Annotated in this window: 14 protein-coding genes and 1 pseudogene; 11 read left to right on the top strand and 4 right to left on the bottom strand. The window is 72.1% G+C overall.

Features of this window, described 5'->3' with window-relative positions:
• The first annotated feature begins 215 nt into the window (after positions 1-215).
• The 3 genes from ACFOW4_RS06775 to ACFOW4_RS06785 all read left to right on the top strand — a co-directional run bounded on the left by ACFOW4_RS06775 (position 216) and on the right by ACFOW4_RS06785 (position 2,911).
• Entirely contained in the window at positions 216-446 is a 231-nt protein-coding gene (locus ACFOW4_RS06775; RefSeq protein WP_377525482.1) for a hypothetical protein, read from the top strand.
• 325 nt (positions 447-771) lie between these two features.
• The gene (locus ACFOW4_RS06780) at positions 772-1,296 is read left to right on the top strand and encodes a PH domain-containing protein (protein WP_377525510.1); all 525 of its coding nucleotides are present in this window, start codon (positions 772-774) and stop codon (positions 1,294-1,296) included.
• A gap of 268 nt (positions 1,297-1,564) precedes the next feature.
• Positions 1,565-2,911 carry a PH domain-containing protein gene (locus tag ACFOW4_RS06785; RefSeq protein ID WP_377525512.1) on the top strand — a complete coding sequence of 449 codons (1,347 nt, stop codon included), beginning with the start codon at positions 1,565-1,567 and terminating at the stop codon, positions 2,909-2,911.
• 58 nt (positions 2,912-2,969) lie between these two features.
• Here ACFOW4_RS06785 and ACFOW4_RS06790 read toward each other — a convergent pair whose 3' ends face one another.
• Positions 2,970-4,079 (bottom strand): phosphatase PAP2 family protein, encoded by a 1,110-nt coding sequence (locus ACFOW4_RS06790; RefSeq protein WP_377525484.1) that lies wholly within the window; start codon positions 4,077-4,079, stop codon positions 2,970-2,972.
• A 131-nt stretch (positions 4,080-4,210) separates the two neighbouring features.
• Here ACFOW4_RS06790 and ACFOW4_RS06795 point away from each other — a divergent pair, with 131 nt between their 5' ends.
• Positions 4,211-4,621 (top strand): thioesterase family protein, encoded by a 411-nt coding sequence (locus ACFOW4_RS06795; RefSeq protein ID WP_377525485.1) that lies wholly within the window; start codon positions 4,211-4,213, stop codon positions 4,619-4,621.
• Positions 4,618-5,448, top strand: coding sequence for an MBL fold metallo-hydrolase (locus ACFOW4_RS06800; protein ID WP_377525487.1), 831 nt, complete (start codon positions 4,618-4,620; stop codon positions 5,446-5,448). The genes ACFOW4_RS06795 and ACFOW4_RS06800 overlap by 4 nt, the downstream gene beginning before the upstream one ends.
• A gap of 31 nt (positions 5,449-5,479) precedes the next feature.
• Here the strand turns inward: ACFOW4_RS06800 and ACFOW4_RS06805 are convergent, their stop codons facing one another.
• Complete coding sequence (locus ACFOW4_RS06805) at positions 5,480-6,415, bottom strand: carbohydrate kinase (RefSeq protein WP_377525489.1); 936 nt, start codon at positions 6,413-6,415, stop codon at positions 5,480-5,482.
• Positions 6,416-6,518: 103 nt separating this feature from the next.
• Positions 6,519-7,670, bottom strand: a complete 1,152-nt coding sequence (locus tag ACFOW4_RS06810; RefSeq protein ID WP_377525490.1) for an XdhC family protein — start codon at positions 7,668-7,670, stop codon at positions 6,519-6,521.
• A gap of 172 nt (positions 7,671-7,842) precedes the next feature.
• On the opposite strand from ACFOW4_RS06810, the gene ACFOW4_RS06815 reads away from it, so the two are divergent.
• The 3 genes from ACFOW4_RS06815 to ACFOW4_RS06825 are packed head-to-tail and all read left to right on the top strand — an operon-like array spanning position 7,843 to position 11,559.
• Positions 7,843-8,343: a (2Fe-2S)-binding protein gene (locus tag ACFOW4_RS06815; protein ID WP_377525513.1), complete on the top strand. Its 501-nt coding sequence runs from the start codon at positions 7,843-7,845 to the stop codon at positions 8,341-8,343.
• Positions 8,330-9,325 carry an FAD binding domain-containing protein gene (locus tag ACFOW4_RS06820; protein ID WP_377525492.1) on the top strand — a complete coding sequence of 332 codons (996 nt, stop codon included), beginning with the start codon at positions 8,330-8,332 and terminating at the stop codon, positions 9,323-9,325. The genes ACFOW4_RS06815 and ACFOW4_RS06820 overlap by 14 nt, the downstream gene beginning before the upstream one ends.
• Positions 9,322-11,559: a xanthine dehydrogenase family protein molybdopterin-binding subunit gene (locus ACFOW4_RS06825; RefSeq protein ID WP_377525493.1), complete on the top strand. Its 2,238-nt coding sequence runs from the start codon at positions 9,322-9,324 to the stop codon at positions 11,557-11,559. Before ACFOW4_RS06820 ends, ACFOW4_RS06825 begins: the two co-directional genes overlap by 4 nt.
• A 165-nt stretch (positions 11,560-11,724) precedes the next feature.
• Here the strand turns inward: ACFOW4_RS06825 and asnB are convergent, their stop codons facing one another.
• Positions 11,725-13,686, bottom strand: a complete 1,962-nt coding sequence (asnB, locus tag ACFOW4_RS06830) for an asparagine synthase (glutamine-hydrolyzing) (RefSeq protein WP_377525495.1) — start codon at positions 13,684-13,686, stop codon at positions 11,725-11,727.
• A gap of 134 nt (positions 13,687-13,820) precedes the next feature.
• On the opposite strand from asnB, the gene ACFOW4_RS06835 reads away from it, so the two are divergent.
• The 3 genes and pseudogenes from ACFOW4_RS06835 to ACFOW4_RS06845 all read left to right on the top strand — a co-directional run.
• Entirely contained in the window at positions 13,821-15,302 is a 1,482-nt protein-coding gene (locus ACFOW4_RS06835) for an aminopeptidase P family protein (protein ID WP_377525496.1), read from the top strand.
• Between the two features lie 352 nt (positions 15,303-15,654).
• On the top strand, positions 15,655-17,568 hold the full coding sequence (locus tag ACFOW4_RS06840) for a hypothetical protein (protein ID WP_377525498.1): 1,914 nt from the start codon (positions 15,655-15,657) through the stop codon (positions 17,566-17,568).
• A 412-nt stretch (positions 17,569-17,980) separates the two neighbouring features.
• Positions 17,981-18,594 (top strand): annotated as a pseudogene (locus ACFOW4_RS06845) (hypothetical protein); the annotation flags it as partial.

Here is an 18,594-nt window from a genome sequence, read left to right on the forward strand (position 1 = left end):
AACAAGACTCGCACGCCTTCCTGAGTGTCGAGGGGGGGAGAAGCCGATTTTGACCGCGCCGTCCCGGCCAGCCGAATCGCCCGGCGAGGGTGGACAGGAACCGGCCTGCCGCGTGTACGATTCATCCCGTCGCCGGGCGGCTCCCCCCGTGGCCGCCCGGCGCTAAAGCTCTCCACCGCGCCGCGTCGCAGCCGGGCCGCCCTAGACTGGCCGGGATGAGCACCCCCCTCCCCGCCGACGAGGCCCCGATCTGCTCGGCCCGGGGTTGCCGCGCCCCCGCGCTCTGGGCGCTGCGGTGGAACAATCCCCGCCTGCACGACAGCGAGCGACGCAAGACCTGGCTGGCCTGCGCCGAGCACCGCCGCACCCTCGGCGACTTCCTGGACGTCCGCGGCTTCCTGCGGGAGGTCACACCGGTGTCCGGATCGCCTACCCTCGACACGTGAGCGAGCGCGAGCGAACCAGGCGACACAGCAGCGTGGCGCCTCGCGCCACTGCCGAGGCCAGCGAGGCGGCGGCGTGAGTGAGCGCAGCGCGGAGGACCGCGTCGGCCCGCCGGCTCCGCCCGACCCCGCCTCCCCGTACAACCCGGCCTCGCCGCCCGGCCCACCGTCGCCCGGCGTCCTCCCGCCACCCGGCACCGCCCCGTCCCCGGGGACGCTCGGCCCCGACCCGTTCCCGCCCGCCGCGCCGGCACCCGCCCCGCTGCCGCCGAACGCCGTCCCGGCACCCGGCACCGTGCCGGCGCCCGCGACGCTCGGCCACGGTCCGCTGCCGTCCGGCATCCCGGCGCCGGGTCTGCTTCCGGCGGGCCCGTTGGAGCCCTGGCCGGACACCGTCCACTGGCAGCGGGTTTCCAGCGACCTGATCTGGGTGGAGCTGATCCGGCTGGCCGTGGTCGTGGCCATCGGGCTGGCGGGGACCGCGATCGCCTGGGCGCTCAGCGGCCACTGGCTGTTCGGGCTGGCCCTGGCCGTCGTGCTGCTGCTCGGCGTGTGGCGGGCCGTCGCCATCGTCCGCGCCGTCCATGCCTGGGGGTACGCCGAGCGGGAGAACGACCTGCTGGTCCGGCACGGCCTGCTGGTCCGGCGGCTCTCCATCGTGCCGTACTCCCGGATGCAGTTCGTCGACGTCAGCGCCGGGCCGCTGGAGCGTGCCTTCGACCTGGCCACGGTGCAGTTGCACACCGCGGCGGCGGCCAGCGACGCGCGGGTTCCGGGGTTGCGCCCGGCGGAGGCGTCCCGGCTGCGCGACCGGTTGACCGCGCTCGGCGAGGACCGGGCGGAGGGCCTGTGAGCGGGCTGACGGTCGGCGTCACGGCCCAGGGGCGGGCCCGATGAGCGACGGCCCCGCCGAGCCGGGCACCCGGCAGCCGGCACCGCCGCCCGGCACGTCGTCGTACCAGCCCTCGCCCACCGGTGCGGGCCCTCACCGCGCGCCGGTACCCGGCCCGCCGCCCGCCGGCACCGCGTCGTACGGGCCACCGGCCGACGCACCCGGGTACGGGCCACCCGGCGGCGCCACTCCGTACGGCCCGCACCCGGGCGGCGCCACGCCTCCCGGGATGCCGTACCTCTGGCCGGCGCCGCCCGGCGACACCGAGCCGCGGCAGCGGCTGCACCCGCTCAGCCCGCTGCTGCACGGGGCCAAGTCGCTGGTCGTGGTGATCGCCGGCCTCTCCTGGTCGACGCTGTCCCGGGTCGGCTTCGGCTGGTTCGCCGCGATGGTGGCGGTCCTGGCGCTCGGTGCCACGGTCCTGTCGGTGATCAGCTGGTACAACACCGGCTACCACGTGGTCGGCCGGGAGTTGCGGGTGTACGAGGGGCTGCTCTGGCGGCGGACCCGCGCCATCCCGCTGGAACGGTTGCAGGCCGTGGAGGTGGTCCGACCGTTGCTCGCCCAGCTCACCGGCCTGGCCGAGTTACGCCTCGAGGTGGTCGGCGGCGGCAAGACCGAGGCGCCGCTGGCGTACCTCGGCGTGGCCGACGCGGCCCGGCTGCGGGAGCGGCTGCTCGCCCTGGCCGGGCGGAGCGCGCCGCCACCGGCGGAGGGCGCGGCCGCGCCGGCCGCCTCCGGGACCACCCCGCCGGAGGCCGCGCCCGGCCGGCCGCTGCACGGGGTCCGCAACCAGCACCTGCTGATCAGCCAGTTGCTCACCCCGCAGGCGTTCCTGCTGCCGTTCGGTCTGGCCTTCGTCGTGGTGCAGTTCCTCTCCGCGGGTTCGTGGTCGTTCATCGCCGTGGCCAGCACGCTGACCGCGATGGCGGGCGTGGTACTGCAACCGGTCCGCCGGGTCCTGGACGACTGGAACTTCCGGCTGGCCCGCGACGGCGGCACCCTGCGGGTGCGCAACGGGCTGTTGGAGACGCGGGCGCAGACCGTGCCGCTGGCCCGGGTGCAGACGGTCCGGGCGACCTGGCCGCTGCTCTGGCGGGTGAACGGCTGGCTGCGGTTGCGGCTGGAGGTGGCCGGCTACTCCGTCGCGGAGGCCGACGACCGCAACCGGCCCGACCGGTTGCTGCCGGTCGGCGACCTGCCGACCGCGGCGATGATCGTCGCCGAGGTGCTGCCGGGGGTACGCCTCGACGCGCTGGCGCTGAGCCGGCCGCCGTCGCGGGCCCGCTGGCTGCATCCGCTGGGTCGGGGAGCGCTCGGCGCCGGCCTGCACGAGCGGGTCTTCGCCACCCGGTCCGGGCTGCTCACCCGACAGTTGGCGATCGTGCCGTACGCCCGCATCCAGAGCGTGCGGGTGGTGCAGGGGCCGGCGCAGCGGCGGCTCGGCCTGGCCACCGTGCACGCGGACACCGCGGGCGGTTCGGGCGCGGCGGCGCAGGACCGCGACGTCGCCGAGGCGTGGGCGCTGGCCGCCGAGTTGACCGCCCGGTCGCACGCCGCCCGCCTCGCCGGCTGAGACCCCGACGCGCCGTGGCGCTCAGCCCGCGGCCAGCCGGAGCGTCAGCGGCCGGGAGTCAGCGGTCGGCTGGCACCACGGGGGACTCGGCCGGCTCGGTCGACGGGGTCGTGCTGCCAGGGCCGTCCGGTAGCAGGTCGGTCGCGGGCCTTCCCGGCGTGGTGCGGATCACCGCTGCTCCAGCCACCGCCGGCTCGGGCGGCGCGACTCCGGCGCGGCGGACGCGCACCATCGCCCAGCCCCGCTCGGCCAGGTTGACCACCAGGTAGGTCAGCCCGACGTACGTCCAGCCCACCAGCACGTCGATCACGTAGTGCTCGCCGGAGTAGACCAGGGTGAAGGTCATCGCCAACGGGTACGCCAGCAGCAGCGGCCACCAGCGTCGACGGGTCGTCCGGAGGAAGAACAGCACCACGAACAGCGCCCACGCCGTGTGCAGCGACGGCATCGCGGCGACCGGGTTCGAGGCGATCTGACCGGCGTTGAGCACGTTGCCGGCCCCGTGCATGCCGAACGCCTTCCAGCCCCGGGTGGAGATGCGGAGCACGTCGGTCAGCAGCCCGTTCTGCGCCGCCCACCACGGCGGCGCCGCCGGGTAGAGGAAGTAGGTGGCCAGGCCGGCGGCGCAGAGGAAGCCCCAGCGCCGCATGTACGCCGCCCAGCGCCCCCGGTCGCGGATCCAGAGCACCGCGGCGGCGGCCAGCGCCACCACGAAGTGCGAGAAGTACACCCAGCTCGCGGCGACGTCCCACCACTGCACCTCGGGTCGGTAGAGGTGCTCCTGCATCCAGATGGTGGGCACCTCGCCGCCGGTGGCCCAGCCGAACATGAACCGGTCGGCGACGATCAGCTCCATCGCGTGCGGGGTGGCCCCGTTGTCGGCGAAGCCCCGGGAGAGGTTGTACGCGGCAAGCAGCAGCACCACCGGCACCCAGTCCCGGGCGAAGCGCAGATGGCTGCGCCACGGCCGCTCGCTGTTCCAGGCGATGGTTCCGGCCCAGATCCAGACGAACGCGTACGCCGGGTCGGTCGGCAGGCCGATGGCCAGCCAGCAGACGACGAAGGCGACCGCCCATATCGTCATGGCGAGAACGCGCCGACGGGGCCCGTCGGGCGACGCGGGCGGGTCGGTCCGGGCGGGGGGCTGGGGGTCAGTCACGACGGCCATCGCGGTCAAGGTTAACGACGTCGGCGGAGATCGACCGACGGGGACCATCTGCCGGCCGGCCCGACGGCGCGCTACGGGGTGCCCCGGATCGGCGGGCGCGTGGCCGGCGGGGGCGGCCAGCCCCTAGGCTGATGACCATGCAGGAGCAGCCCGAGCCGGCCTTCGCGCCGGGTCTGACCGCCCGGGTCGAGTTGACCGTCACCGACGCCGACACCGCTCAGGCGGTGGGCTCCGGGGACGTGCCGGTGCTGGGCACCCCCCGGGTGCTCGCCCTGGCCGAGGCGGCCACCGTCGCGGCGACGGCGACCCGGATGCCACCCGGCTCGACCACCGTCGGCACACGGGTCGAGTTGGAGCACCTGGCGCCGACGGTCGTCGGTCGGACGGTGCGGGCGCAGGCCCGGCTGGCGACGGTCGACGGCCGGCGGCTGTCGTTCGAGGTGAGCGTCAGCGACGGCGACGAGACGGTGGCCCGGGGCCGGGTGGAGCGCATCCTGGTGGACCGGCAGCGTTTCGTCCAGCGCGCCGGGGGGTCGTCGTGACCGCCGGCTTCGTCGAGATCGCCGACCGCGTGCACGTGCTCAGCGAGCCGCTGCTGCGGGTCAACGTCACCCTGGTCGTCGGGGACGGCGCCGCGCTGCTGGTGGACACCCTCTCCTCCGCCGGCCAGGCCATCGAGCTGGCCGCCGCCGTGCTGGCCGTCACCGACCACCCGCTCACCCTGGTCAACACCCACCACCACTACGACCACTGCTTCGGCAACGCCGTGCTGGCCGGCGACCCGCCGGGCCCGGTGTACGCGCACGAGCTGGCCGCCGCCGCGCTGCGCGACCAGCCCGAGCGGCTGCGCCGGGAGGCGTACGAGGAGCTGCGCGAGGAGCACCCGGCGCTCGCCGCCGAGCTGGCCGACACGACGCTGCTGGCCCCGACGCACACCGTGCTCACCGAGACGACGCTGGACGTGGGTGGCCGGCGGGTGCTGCTGCGCCACCCGGGCCGGGGGCACACCGACGCCGACCTGGTCGTGCACGTGCCCGACGCCGACGTGCTGGTCGCCGGGGACCTGGTCGAGCAGAGCGGCCCGCCCGCGTTCGAGGACTCGTACCCGTTGCAGTGGCCCGACGCGGTCGCCGACCTGCTGCGACTGACCACCCCGCGCACGGTGGTGGTGCCCGGGCACGGCGACCCGGTGGATGTCGGGTTCGTCCGCGCGCAGCACGCCGAGCTGGTGCGGCTGGCCTGGCTGATCCGGGCCGCGCACACCGGCGGCGCGCCACCCGAGCGGGTCGCCGCCGAGGCGCCCTTCGGCGCCCGCCCCGCCCTCACCGCCGCCCGCCGCGGCTACGCCGAACTCGACGGCACCCCGTAGCGGCGAGACCGCCGCGGGGTGGGTGGCGGGCTCAGCCGGAGTAGCGGTGGGCCACCTGGGCCCGGGTGGGCATCGCGGTGGCGCCGCCGGGAGACTCGCAGACCAGGCCGGCCACCCGCAGCGCGAACGCCACCCGGTCCACCCAGCCCGCCGGCTCGGTGGGCTCGCCGTCGACCAGCAGGTCGGCGATGAGCGCGCCCATCACCGAGTCACCGGCGCCGGTGGCGTCCACCGCGTCGACCTTGGGCGCGGGTACGCGTACCGGATCGGCGCCGGCCGCGGCGACCACCGCGCCGGCGGCGCCGAGGGTGACCACCACGGTGGCGGCGCCGAGTTCCCGCAGGTACGCGGCCACGCCCTCCTCGGGCTCGCCCGGGTAGAGCAGCTCCGCGTCGGCGCTGCTCAACTTGACCAGGTGCGCGCCGGCGGCGAACTCGGCCACCACCTCGCGCAGCCCGGCCAGCGCCTCGGGGCCGTCCAGCAGGCGGGGCCGCACGTTCGGGTCGAAGACCCGCAGGCCGGTGGCGAGCCCCCAGGCCCGCCGGGCGGCGGCCAGCGTGTCCGGCCGCAGCAGCACGATCGACCCGCAGTAGAGCACGTCGGCGCCCTCGACCAGCGCCATGTCGAGGCGCTCGGGGGTGAGCAGCGCGTACGAGGGCGGCTCGCCGTAGAAGCGGAAGTCCGGCTCGGCCCCGGCGTGGGTGACCACCGCCAACGCGGTCGGCGCGGACACGGTGACCGCCCCGGACAGCCCGACCCCGGTGGTCTCCAGGAAGTCCCGGATCCGGCCGGCGAGCGCGTCGTCTCCGAGCGAGCCGACGAACTGCGCCGCGCCACCGAGTCGGGACACCGCGACGGCGACGTTGAGCGGGCCGCCGCCGATCGCCTGCCGGTAGACCGGCTCGCACTCGCACTCGCCGTCGAGCAGGTCCACCAGTGCCTCGCCGAGCACCACCGCGTATCCCATCGCGCTCCCCCAGTCGTCGCCGACGCCATCATTCGCCGCACACTGCGATCGTGTCGCACCAGGCTGGCACAGTACGCGGCATCACGGAGCTTCGGCCGCAGTCCTACCCCGGGTGGTGGATCGGCCCGGCCAGCTCCGCCAGCGGGCGGCCCGTCCCACCCCACCGTCCCGCGACGATCTGCGCGGCCACGCTCACCGCGGTCTCCTCGGGGGTGCGGCCGCCGAGGTCCAGCCCGATCGGTGAGGCGAGCCGGGCGAGCTGCGCCGGGTCGATCCCGGCCTCGCGCAGCCGCTTGCGCCGCTCGTCGTGGGTCCGCCGGGAGCCCATCGCCCCGACGTAGGCCAGCGGATGGCGCAACGCCAGCGCGAGCACCGGCACGTCGAACTTCGGGTCGTGGGTGAGCACGCACACCACGCTGCGCTCGTCGACCCGGCCGGCGTCCAGCTCGGCGCGCAGGTAGCGGTGCGGCCACTGCACCACCACCTCGTCCGCTTCGGGAAGGCGCTGAGGGGTGGCGAAGACCGGCCGTGCGTCGCAGACGGTCACCCGGTAGCCGAGGAATGCGCCGATCCGGGCCACCGCGGCGGCGAAGTCGATCGCCCCGAAGACGATCATCCGGGGCGGTGCGGCGTGGGTCGCCACGAAGAGGCTCAGGCCGCTGCCACGGCGCTGACCGTGGTAGCCGTAGTGGAGCATCCCGCTGCGCCCGGCGGCCAGCAACCCGCGGGCGTCGGCCGTGGCGGCGGCGTCCAGCCGCTCGTCGCCGAGCGATCCGCCGACCCGCTCCCCGGTCAGCAGCAGCCGCCGGCCCAGCCGTCCCGCCGGGTCGGCCGGCACCGCGCCCGGCGGTTCGCCCGCGTCGGCCGCCACGCAGGTGACGACCGCGCTCGGTCGGCCGGTGCGGCGCGCTTCGACCAGCGCGTCCAGCTCCGCCAGGTCGTCGGCGTCGATCCGCTGCACGAACACGTCGAGTGTTCCGCCGCAGGTGAGGCCGACGGCGTACGCGTCGTCGTCGCTGATGCCGTAGCGGGTCAGCTCGGGTGCGCCGGTGTCGAGCACGCGGCGGGCCCGTTCGTAGAGGTCCGCCTCGACGCAGCCGCCGGAGACGCTGCCGGTGACTGTGTCGTCGGCGGCGACCAGCATCGTGGCGCCGGGCGGCTGCGGCGCGGACCGCCAGGTGGCCACGACGGTGGCCAGGGCGACCGACTCGCCGGCCCGGCACCGGCGGTACGCCTCGTCGAACACGTCCGGCACGCGTACCGCCTCGTCGTCTCGTCGGCCCGTTCGGCCGAGCGCCCGCTGCACCGACTCGCACAAAAGCCACAAATGCCCCTTTGTGAAATATATGGTCGGTTCCATCAGGAGGGGGTGCGAGTTGGTGAAGTCGTACCAGGAGGTGCGTACCGCGCCGAGCCCGGACAGCGCGGTGGTCCGGGGCCCCGGCGAGGTGGAGGTCCGCCTGCGGGTGAACGGGGTGAGCCGCACGACGACCGTCGAGCCGCGGGTCAGCCTGCTCGACGCCCTCCGCGACCGCCTCGAGCTGACCGGCACCAAGAAGGGCTGCAACCAGGGCGCCTGCGGCGCGTGCACGGTGTGGGTGGACCGTCGCCCGGCGCTGGCCTGCCTGACCCTGGCGATCACCTGCGAGAACCGCGAGGTGACCACGATCGAGGGACTGGCCGACGGGGACACGCTGCACCCGATGCAGCAGGCGTTCCTGGACTGCGACGCGTTCCAGTGCGGCTACTGCACCCCGGGGCAGATCATGTCCGCGGTGGCGCTGCTGGCGGAGGGGCACGCCGGCGACGACACGGAGATCCGGGAGTGGATGAGCGGCAACCTCTGCCGCTGCGCCGCGTACCCGCACATCCGCGCGGCCATCCGCCGGGTCCACGACGAGGGAGGCAGCGGCGATGCGACCCGTTAGCTATTCCCGGGTCGCCGACGTCGGCACCGCGATCGGCACGGTGAGCGCCGACCCGGACAGCGCCTTCCTGGCCGGCGGCACCACCCAGATCGACCTGCTGCGCATCTACGTCGAGCAGCCGCACCGCCTGGTCGACATCAACGACCTGCCGCTGAACCGGGTGGAGCAGTTGCCCGGCGGCGCGCTCCGGCTCGGCGGGCTGGCCCGGATGAGCGACGTGGCCCGGGAGCCGGAACTGGTCCGGCGTTACCCGATGGTCGCCGAGGCGCTGCTGCTTGGCGCCTCCCCGCAGTTGCGCAACATGGCCACAGTCGCCGGCAACCTCATGCAGCGGGTGCGGTGCAGCTACTTCCGCGACGTCGCGGCCGCCTGCAACAAGCGTGCCCCGGGCACCGGGTGCAGCGCGCTTGACGGGATCAACCGGGGGCACGCGGTGCTCGGCACCAGCGACTGCTGCATCGCCACCCACCCCTCCGACCTCGGCGTCGCGCTGGTCGCGCTGGACGCGGTGGTGCAGACCGAGGGTCCCGCCGGGCAGCGCAGCATCCCGATCGACGACTTCTTCCTGCTGCCCGGGCGGACCCCGGAACGGGAGCATCCGCTGGCCCACGGCGAACTCGTGACCGGCATCGACCTGCCCGCGACGCCCGTCGCGGCCACCTCCCGGTACATCAAGATCCGCGACCGCGAGTCGTACGAGTTCGCGCTCGCCTCCGTCGCGGTGGCCATGTCGACCGCCGACGGCCGGATCACCGGGATCCGGCTCGCTCTGGGCGGGGTAGCCACCAAACCGTGGCGGGCTCGGCACGCCGAGCGGCTGCTCGACGGCGCACCGGCGACCACCGGGTCGTTCGTCCGCGCCGCCGAGGCGGAGCTGGCCCCGGCGGTGCCGTACGGCATGAACGCCTTCAAGATCGAGCTGGCGCGGCGGACCATGGTCCGGGCTCTGGAGAGCGTGGCGCAGCGGGAGGGGACGACATGAGCCCGGCGATCGGGGCGAGCCTCAACCGGGTGGACGGCCGCTACAAGGTGCGTGGCGAGTCGCGGTACTCGGCGGAGGTGCCGGTGCCCAACCTGGCGCACGCGGTGGTGGTGAACGCGAAGATCGCCAGCGGTCGGATCACCGCGATCGACACTAGCCGGGCGGAGCGGGCCGATGGGGTGCTCGCCGTGCTCACCCACCGCAACCTGGGCCGGGTCGCCACCGTGCCGCGGCTGCTCCCCTCCCTGGCCGGGCTGGCCGCCCCGGGGCAGACCTTCTTCCCGATGCAGGACGAGACCATCCACTACGGCGGCCAGCCGATCGCTGTCGTCGTCGCCGACACCATCGAGCGCGCCGACCACGCGGGCACGCTCATCCGGATCGAGTACGAGAGCACGCCCGCGACCACCCTGCTGGACCAGGGCCGGGACCGGGCCTACGTACCGGAACGGATCTTCGGCGGCCTGCTGCCCGGCCACGGGTCCCGGGGCGACGTGGCGAAGGCGCTGGCCGAGGCGGAGGTGTGCGTGGAGGCCTCCTACCGGTTCGCGCCCAACCACCACAACCCGATCGAGCCGTCGGCCAGCACCGCGGTCTGGGAGGACGCCGACCGGCTGACGGTCTACGACTCGACGCAGGGGCCGAACGCGGTCCAGTTCACCCTCGCCGAACTGCTCGGCCTGCCACCCATCTCGATCCGGGTGGTCAGCCACGCCGTGGGAGGCAGCTTCGGCTCCAAGGCCATGGTCTGGCACCACCCGGCGTTGGCCGCGCTGGCCGCCCGGCACGTGGGCCGGCCGGTGCGGCTGATGCTCAGCCGGGAGCAGATGTTCACCTCCTGCGGACACCGCGAGGAGCAGGAGCAGCGGATCACCCTCGGCGCGCGGGCCGACGGCCGGATCACCGCGCTGCGCCACCACAAGCTCTCGCTCACCTCCCCGTTCGACGACTGGGCGGAGCCGTCGTTGCAGAGCCCGTCGGTGGCCTACACCAGCCCGAACTACGAGGGGACCTACCGCCTGGTCCGGGGCAACACCATCACCCCGACCTTCATGCGCGCCCCCGGTGAGGCGACCGGGATGTTCGCGCTGGAGTGCGCGATGGACGAGCTGGCCGAGCGGATCGGCGTCGACCCGCTGGAGCTGCGACTGCGCAACTACTCGGCGACCGACCCGGAGAGCGGCAAGCCATGGTCCAGCAGCGGGCTGACGGAGTGCTACCAGCGGGCGGCCGACCTGTTCGGCTGGCACGGTCGCGACCCGCGGCCCCGCACCCGCCGGGAGGGGCAGTGGCTGATCGGCACCGGCATGGCCAGCGCCCTCTACCCGGTGACCCAGCCGATCAACCCGCAGCGGGCCCGCGCCCGGCTCTACAACGACGGCACCGCGGTCGTCGAGGCCGGCGTCTCGGAGTTCGGCACCGGGGTCTTCACCGCGATGACCCAGGTCGCCGCGGACGCCCTGGGCCTTCCGGTCGAGCGGGTGCGCTTCGTGGGCGGCAGCAGCGACCTGCCGAACGTCACCGCCGCCGTGGGTTCCGCCGGCACCAGCGCGGTCGGCTGCGCCGTGCACCTGGCGGGGACGCACCTGCGCGACGAGCTGATCCGGCGGGCGGTGAGCGACGACCACTCGCCGCTGCACGGCGCCGACCCGGCCCGGGTGGAGGTGCGCGACGGCAGGATGGCGCTGTGCAACCGGCCCGACGTCGGCGAGACGTACGCCGACCTGATGCACCGCACCATGACCCCGGACGTGGAGGTGCTCGGCACCTGGGACCCGCCGCCGCAGGACGCCGCGTACGGGGTGCACACCTTCGGCGCGCAGATGGCCGAGGTGGCGGTGGACGCCGACCTCGGCGTGGTCCGGGTACGCCGGATGGTCGGCGTGTTCGCGCCGGGTCGGGTGCTCAACCGCAAGACCGCCCACAGTCAGCTCATGGGCGGGATGCTCTGGGGGTTGGGCCAGGCGCTGCTGGAGGCCACCCGGATGGACCCCCGACTGGGCCGCTGGGTTAACGCGAGCCTCGGCGACTACCTGGTGCCGGTCAACGCGGACGCACCGGACGTGGTGGTGGACACCATCGAGGTGCACGACGAGGCGGTGAACCCGCTCGGGATGAAGGGCGTCGGGGAGATCGGTGTCGTGGGCGCCGCCGCCGCGATCGCCAACGCCGTGCACCACGCCACCGGCCGCCGGCAGTACGAGCTGCCGATCACCCTGGAAAAGCTGCTCTGATCAACTCGACTCCACGGAAACCGGGGCATCGTCGCCACGGGGACACCGCGACATCACGCAGACCGAGTGGATCACGCGGGCGGCCCACCAGAGTCAGCCGCCCGCCGGACGGAAGGCCGCCCGGAGACCCCGCCCGACGGAAACCCGTCGGGCGGGGGCCGTGGTTCAGCGGACCATGGAGCCGACCACCGGCTTGGTGAGCAGGGCGGACTGGTTGCGCTGGATGCCCGGGTCGAGGGTCTTGGCCACGAAGATGGCGTGCCAGATGCAGAAGATCAACACGGTCCACACCTTGCGGGAGTGGTCCGCCTCCTCCCGCTTGTGCTCGTCGAGCAGCCGCAGCGCGTACGACAGGTCGAGCAGGTCGCCCGCGCCCGAGGTGCTCAGCACGTGCCGGGCCCACTCGTACATCTCGCCGCGCAGCCAGACCCGGGTCGGGGTGGGGAAGCCCAGCTTCTTGCGGTTGACGATGGCCGGCGGGACGACGCCCTGCAGGGCCTGGCGCATCGCGTACTTGGTGGCGTCGGAGCGCGGCGGCAGCTTGAGGTCGACCGGGATCTTCGCCGCGACGTCGAACACCGCGCGGTCGAGGAACGGCACCCGCACCTCCAGCGAGTGCGCCATCGAGATCCGGTCGGCCTTGACCAGGATGTCGCCGCGCAACCAGGTGTACAGGTCGACGTACTGCATCTTGGTGACGTCGTCGAGCTCGGTGCACTCGGCGTAGATCGGCGCGGTCACGTCCGTGTAGCGCACCGAGGGGTCGTAGCGGCGCATGAGCTGCTGCTTCTCCTCCTCGGTGAACATCCGGGCGTTGCCGTAGTAGCGCTGCTCGATCGGGGTGGTGCCGCGCTCCAGGAAGCTCTTGCCCTTGACGCCCTGCGGGATCGCCTTGGAGACCGCCCGCAGCCCCTTCTGCACTCCGCCGGGCAGGCCGTTGACCGTGCCCAGGGACAGCGGCTCGCGGTAGATGGTGTAGCCGCCGAAGAACTCGTCGGCGCCCTCGCCGGAGAGCACGACGGTGACGTGCTCGGCGGCCTTCTTGGCCACGAAGTACAGCGGCACCAGCGCCGGGTCGGCCACCGGGTCGTCGAGGTGCCAGACGATCTTCGGCAGCGCCTCGATCATGTCCTGCGGACCGATCTTGGTGGGGATGGTGGTGACGTCCAGGTGCCGGGCCGAGTCCTGGGCCACGTCGATCTCGGAGTAGCCGGGCACGTCGTAGCCGACGGTGAAGGTGAGGATGTTCGGGTTGAACTCGCGGGCCAGCGCCACCACCGCGGTGGAGTCGATGCCGCTGGACAGGAACGAGCCGACCGGCACGTCGGAGCGCATGTGCATCCGTACGCTCTCGCGCAGCGTCTCGCGGATCTCGTGGTAGAGCTTCTGCTCGTCGTCGACCGGCGCGGGGCGGAACACCGGCCGGTACCAGCGGCGTACGTCGATGCGCCCACCCGGGGTCCAGGTCAGGTACTCCCCCGAGCCGACCCGGTTGACGCCCTGGTGCAGGGTGCCGGGCTCCGGGACGTACTGCAGGGTCAGGTAGTGGCTCAGGTTGGCCGTGTTGATCCCGGCGTCGCCCTGGTAGTTGCTGTGCGCGAACGGCAGCAGCGCCTTCTTCTCCGACGCCAGGTAGAGCCCGTCGGCGGTCTCCAGGTAGTGCATCGGCTTGATGCCGAAGTAGTCCCGGGCGCCGAACGCGCGCCGCTCCTGGCGGTCCCAGATGACGAAGGCGAACATGCCGCGCAGCCGTGTGAGCACCTGCTCGCCCCAGAAGTGGTAGCCGGCGACGATCACCTCGCCGTCACCGGCGGTGGCGAACTGGGCGCCGAAGTCCCGGATCAGCTCGTCGCGCAGCTCGATGTAGTTGTAGATCTCACCGTTGAAGGTGAGCAGGTAACGGCCGTTCGCGTAGGGCAGCGGCTCGTGGCTCGACGCGACGTCGATGATGGCGAGCCGCTTGTGGGCGAACACGCCGTCCGCGTACCGGCCGGAGGCGTCGCCGACCACCTCGACCCCGGTCTCGTCGGGGCCGCGGTGGTGCAGGCATTCCAACGCTCCGGCGATGTGGTCGCGATGCGCGGCGGCATTGCCGTTCGCGCTGAAGAAGGCCAGAAGTCCGCACATGGTGGTCATCTTCCCACGCGCGCCGGGAGGCCGTCGCAGCCGTCCGTCGATCCGCACGGTGCCCCGCCGGGCGTCGCCGCGCGCCGGGCGCGCGGTACCGTCGGGACCAGCAACGACGCGGAGGGAGCGGCAGCATGACTGAGGGACGCACCGACGGTACGCCGACAGACGGCACCGAATCGCACGATCCGGACTTCCCGGAGGCGTTCCTGTCCTTCATGCGGCAGGGGTGGAGCGACGCGGCACTGCCCGTCACCCCCCGCCCGGAGGCCCCGAACTACGCCAAGCGGCGGGCCGCCCTCTCGGCGGCCTTCCCGGGCGAGACGCTGGTGATCCCGACCGGCACCGAGAAGGTCCGCGCCAACGACACCGACCACCCGTTCCGGCCGGGCAGCGACTTCGCCTACCTGACCGGTGACCACGACCCGGACAGCGTGCTGGTGCTGCGCCCGAACGGCTCGGGCCACGACGCCATCCTCTACATGCGGCCCCGCTCGTCGAAGGAGACCGACGAGTTCTTCCGCAGCCGCCACGGCGAGCTGTGGGTGGGCCGGCGGCACACGCTGAGCGAGAAGTCGACCGAGCTGGGCCTGCCGACCGCCGACCTGGGCGGCCTGGACGCGGCGCTGGCCGACCTGGCACCGGGGCGTACCCGGGTGCTGCGCGGCTTCGACGCCCGGGTCGACGCGGCGGTGCGCCCGTACGACGGGGTCCGCGCCGAGGGGCAGCCGGCCCGCGACCGGGAGCTGGCGATCGCCATCTCGGAGCAGAAGCTGGTCAAAGACGAGTGGGAGATCGGCCAGCTCCAGGACGCGATCGACGCCACGGTGCGCGGCTTCGAGGACGTGGCCCGGATCCTGCCGGCCGACCGGGCCGTCTCGGAGCGACTGCTGGAGGGGATCTTCGCCCTGCGCGCCCGGCACGACGGCAACGACGTGGGCTACAACTCGATCGTCGGCGCCGGCGAGCACGCCACGATCCTGCACTGGGTGCACAACCACGGCGCCACCCGTCCGGGCGATCTGCTGCTGATGGACATGGGCGTCGAGGGGCGCAACCTCTACACTGCCGACGTGACCCGGGTGGTGCCGGTCAACGGCCGGTTCACCCCGCTGCAGCGCCAGGTCTACGACATCGTGTACGCCTCACAGCAGGCCGGCATCGACGCCATCCGGCCCGGCGTGAAGTTCAAGGACGTCCACCTGACCTGCATGCGGGTGCTCGCCGAGGGCCTGTCCGACCTGGGCCTGCTGCCGGTGAGCGTGGACGAGGCGATGGACGAGAAGTCCACCGTCTACCGGCGCTGGACGCTGCACGGCTTCGGGCACATGCTCGGCATCGACGTACACGACTGCGCCAACGCCCGCAAGGAGACCTACCGCGACGGCGAGCTGGGCGAGGGCTACGTGCTCACCGTCGAGCCGGGGCTGTACTTCCAGCCGGAGGACGAGCTGGTCCCGGCCGAGCTGCGCGGCATCGGCATCCGGATCGAGGACGACGTGGTGGTCACCGCGACCGGCGCGACGAACCTCTCGGCCGCTCTGCCGCGTACCGCCGACGAGGTGGAGACCTGGCTGGGCGAGCAGCGCGAGGCCGGCCCCCGCCTGCCCGGCTGACCCCGTACGCCCCGAAGGGCCCCTCCCGTTCTCGGGAGGGGCCCTTCGCCGTCTTCGGGATGGCGTTTGTGCTGGTCACGGGCCTTCCTGCCACCCACCGCCAGTTGCCGGGCACCTGCCCCGACCTGAGCGGAATGCGGGCTTTTCTCAGATACGTCCGCATCGCGAGGAACGTTCTCATACGGTGAGGATCAGAGGCTGCAACCGATTTGTAGCTGGTCGCGGCGCCTCGTGCGATGCGACCCCGTCTGGTAGCAGGAAAGGGCGGAAGGCTCTGATGTCCAACAACCAAACGACTCCCGACGATGGGGCTACCGCGGCCACATCGAGTACAGGGCGGCGCAAAATCTGGGTGGCTGCCGGCGTTGCCGGACTGACCGGCGTGGTCGGCTTGGCGGCACTGGGCGGCCTGGCCGCTCGTGATGACAAGCCCGGCGGCTCCGATCGAACCTCGGGCGCTCAGTCGTCCACGAAGCAACCCGTCAGCGACGCCGGCAAGGCTGACGACGAGAAGTCCGACGTCGGTGCCGACAAGAACGGCGGCAAGGGCCCCGACGTCGGCGACTGGGACAACGAGTGGGACAACCAGGCCTGGGACGACGAGGGCCGGGGTGAGCGCGGTAAGGATGACAAGGGCAAGGACGGGGACCGGGTTCGGGAGGTGGACTGTGACGAGGATGATCTCGTCGAGGCCATCGATCTGCTCAACCGTGGTCACGGGGGCACCCTGAAGCTTGCCAAGGACTGCACCTACGAACTGGACGAGTTCGACGACGAGGACAAGAAGGACGACAAGAAGCACGACGGCAAGAAGGACGACGGCAAGGACGACGGCAAGAAGGACGACAAGAAGTCCCGCACGGGCCTGCCGGTGATCAAGCAGGAGATCACCATCAAGGGTGAGGGCGCGACGATCAAGCGGGACTCCAAGGACGCGTTTCGGATCTTCAAGGTCGCCGACGGCGGTGACCTGACCCTGAAGGATCTGACCCTCAAGGACGGCAAGGCCGCCGACGACGAGGACAAGAAGGACCACGGCAAGAAGGACGACAAGGGCGAGGAGCAGAAGGAGCGGCTGAAGGATCTCCTGGCCTCCGCGCTCAAGGCCCGCGGAGCCAACGTCTCCACCAACTCGTCCAACAACGACAAGAACAAGAACGACGACAAGAACAAGGACAAGGACAAGGACAAGGACAAGGACAAGGACAGGGGCGAGGACGGCGGTGCGCTGCTGGTCGAGAAGGGCGGGCGCGCCTACCTCGAGAAGACCACCCTGACCCGCAACAGCGCCAGCGGCAACGGCGGCGCGATCGCCAACTACGGCAAGGTCACCCTCAAGCTCAGCAAGGTCGACCACAACCAGGCCAACGACAACGGCGGCGGCATCTTCAACACCGGCCAGCTCGAGATCGAGAAGTCGAAGATCACCGACAACACCGCCGGGAAGAACGGCGGCGGCATCGCCAACGGCAAGGACGGCGGCCGCCACGACCACGACAAGGCCGGCAACGTCGAGATCGAGAAGAGCCTCATCCAGGGCAACAAGGCCGACGAGAACGGCGGTGGCCTCTTCAGCTCCGGCGGCTACGTCGAGATCAGCTGGACCTTCGTCAAGGACAACACCGCCTGCAAGAACGGCGGCGGCATCTACGCCCGCAGCACCGACCTGCGGCTCGACCACGTCACCGTCGCCGAGAACGACGCCAGCGAGGACGGCGGCGGCATCTACAACACCGGCGGAGACCGCAAGGACGACGACCGCAAGGACGACGACCGCAAGGGCGACGACGGCAAGGACAACGACCGCAAGGACAACGACAAGGTCGGCCGCGCCACCATCACCGACACCCTCATCGCCGCGAACCACGCCGGACGCTTCGGCGGGGGCATCTTCAACGGCGAGCCCAAGAACGACGACAAGAACGACAAGAACAACCACAGCAACAACAGCGACAAGGGCAACAAGGGCAACGACCACCGCGACCGCAACCACGACGACTTCGACGCGGTCCTGGTCCTGCGCGACAGCCTGATCAAGGAAAACATCGCCGGCAAGAACGGCGGCGGCATCTTCAACAACAACGGCAAGGTCACCCTGGACAAGACCAAGGTCAAGGACAACAAGGCCAACGGCGAGAACGACCACGACCGCAAGATCGCCGGCGGCATCTTCAACAACGACGGCAAGGTCGAACTCGACGACAAGTCCACCGTCACCGACAACGACCCCAAGAACTGCGTCAACGTCAAAGACTGCCACGCCTGAACCACCACATAACGCGGGAGCCCCTTCCGCCACGCGACAAGCGGGCGGAAAGGGGCTCCCGCCCTTCGGTCGCCCGCCTCCGTGGAGGTCCGGCAGGACGGCGCCGGGTGGTGGTGAGACTTCCTCCGACCTGACTGTCACGGCTGACCGCTGTGCGACGCCCCGAGGAACTTCGCCCTCGAAGCCCGTTATGGCGCCTCCGGCGCCGTCCCACGACGCCCGCACCGAGCGTCCGCACTCCTGCCTACCCGACCCATCCGTGTACCAAATGTGGGTTTCCCTCGGATACGTCCACATGATGAAGAACATTCTCATACGGTGTTGTTCAGGAGCTACAACCGATTTGTAGCGGAAGGCCGCTCGCGAAGGCGAAGCGACCTTGTCTGGTACAAGGAGAGGGCAGAGAGCTCAGATGTCCAACTACCTTCGCAGTAACGATGACGCCGTTCGCCAGACCACGTCAGCGGGGGGCCGGCGCAAGCTGTGGCTCGCCACCGGCGTCCTGGGCCTGACGGGAGCGGTCAGTCTCACTGGAGTCGCGTACGGGGGCGGCGGCGTCAACGGCCTGGGCGATCCAAAGTGGTCGACGGCGCAGCAGCTCAACAGCGACGACAAACGTAACGAGGAGGGTCGTGACTGGCATGGAGGTCAGGGCCCCGGCGCCGGCAATTGGAACGAGGAGGCCTGGGGAGACGACGAGGGCCGCGGTGAACGCGGTAAGGACGACGAGGGCCGGGGTGAGCACGGTAAGGATGACAAGGGCAAGGACGGGGACCGGGTTCGGGAGGTGGACTGTGACGAGGATGATCTCGTCGAGGCCATCGATCTGCTCAACCGTGGTCACGGGGGCACCCTGAAGCTTGCCAAGGACTGCACCTACGAACTGGACGAGTTCGACGACGAGGACAAGAAGGACGACAAGAAGCACGACGGCAAGAAGGACGACGGCAAGAAGGACGACGGCAAGGACGACGGCAAGGACGACGGCAAGAAGGACGACAAGAAGTCCCGCACGGGCCTGCCGGT

Origin of the sequence: Micromonospora sp. GCM10011542, assembly GCF_042650685.1 — a bacterium.
Taxonomy (GTDB): domain Bacteria; phylum Actinomycetota; class Actinomycetes; order Mycobacteriales; family Micromonosporaceae; genus Micromonospora.

Coding starts and splice junctions, on each gene's coding strand:
- ACFOW4_RS06775 (WP_377525482.1), top strand. CDS start 216: ATGAGCACCCCCCTCCCCGCCGACGAGGCCCCGATCTGCTCGGCCCGG.
- ACFOW4_RS06785 (WP_377525512.1), top strand. CDS start 1,565: ATGCCGTACCTCTGGCCGGCGCCGCCCGGCGACACCGAGCCGCGGCAG.
- ACFOW4_RS06790 (WP_377525484.1), bottom strand. CDS start 4,079: ATGGCCGTCGTGACTGACCCCCAGCCCCCCGCCCGGACCGACCCGCCC.
- ACFOW4_RS06795 (WP_377525485.1), top strand. CDS start 4,211: ATGACCATGCAGGAGCAGCCCGAGCCGGCCTTCGCGCCGGGTCTGACC.
- ACFOW4_RS06805 (WP_377525489.1), bottom strand. CDS start 6,415: ATGGGATACGCGGTGGTGCTCGGCGAGGCACTGGTGGACCTGCTCGAC.
- ACFOW4_RS06820 (WP_377525492.1), top strand. CDS start 8,330: ATGCGACCCGTTAGCTATTCCCGGGTCGCCGACGTCGGCACCGCGATC.
- ACFOW4_RS06825 (WP_377525493.1), top strand. CDS start 9,322: ATGAGCCCGGCGATCGGGGCGAGCCTCAACCGGGTGGACGGCCGCTAC.
- asnB (WP_377525495.1), bottom strand. CDS start 13,686: ATGTGCGGACTTCTGGCCTTCTTCAGCGCGAACGGCAATGCCGCCGCG.
- ACFOW4_RS06835 (WP_377525496.1), top strand. CDS start 13,821: ATGACTGAGGGACGCACCGACGGTACGCCGACAGACGGCACCGAATCG.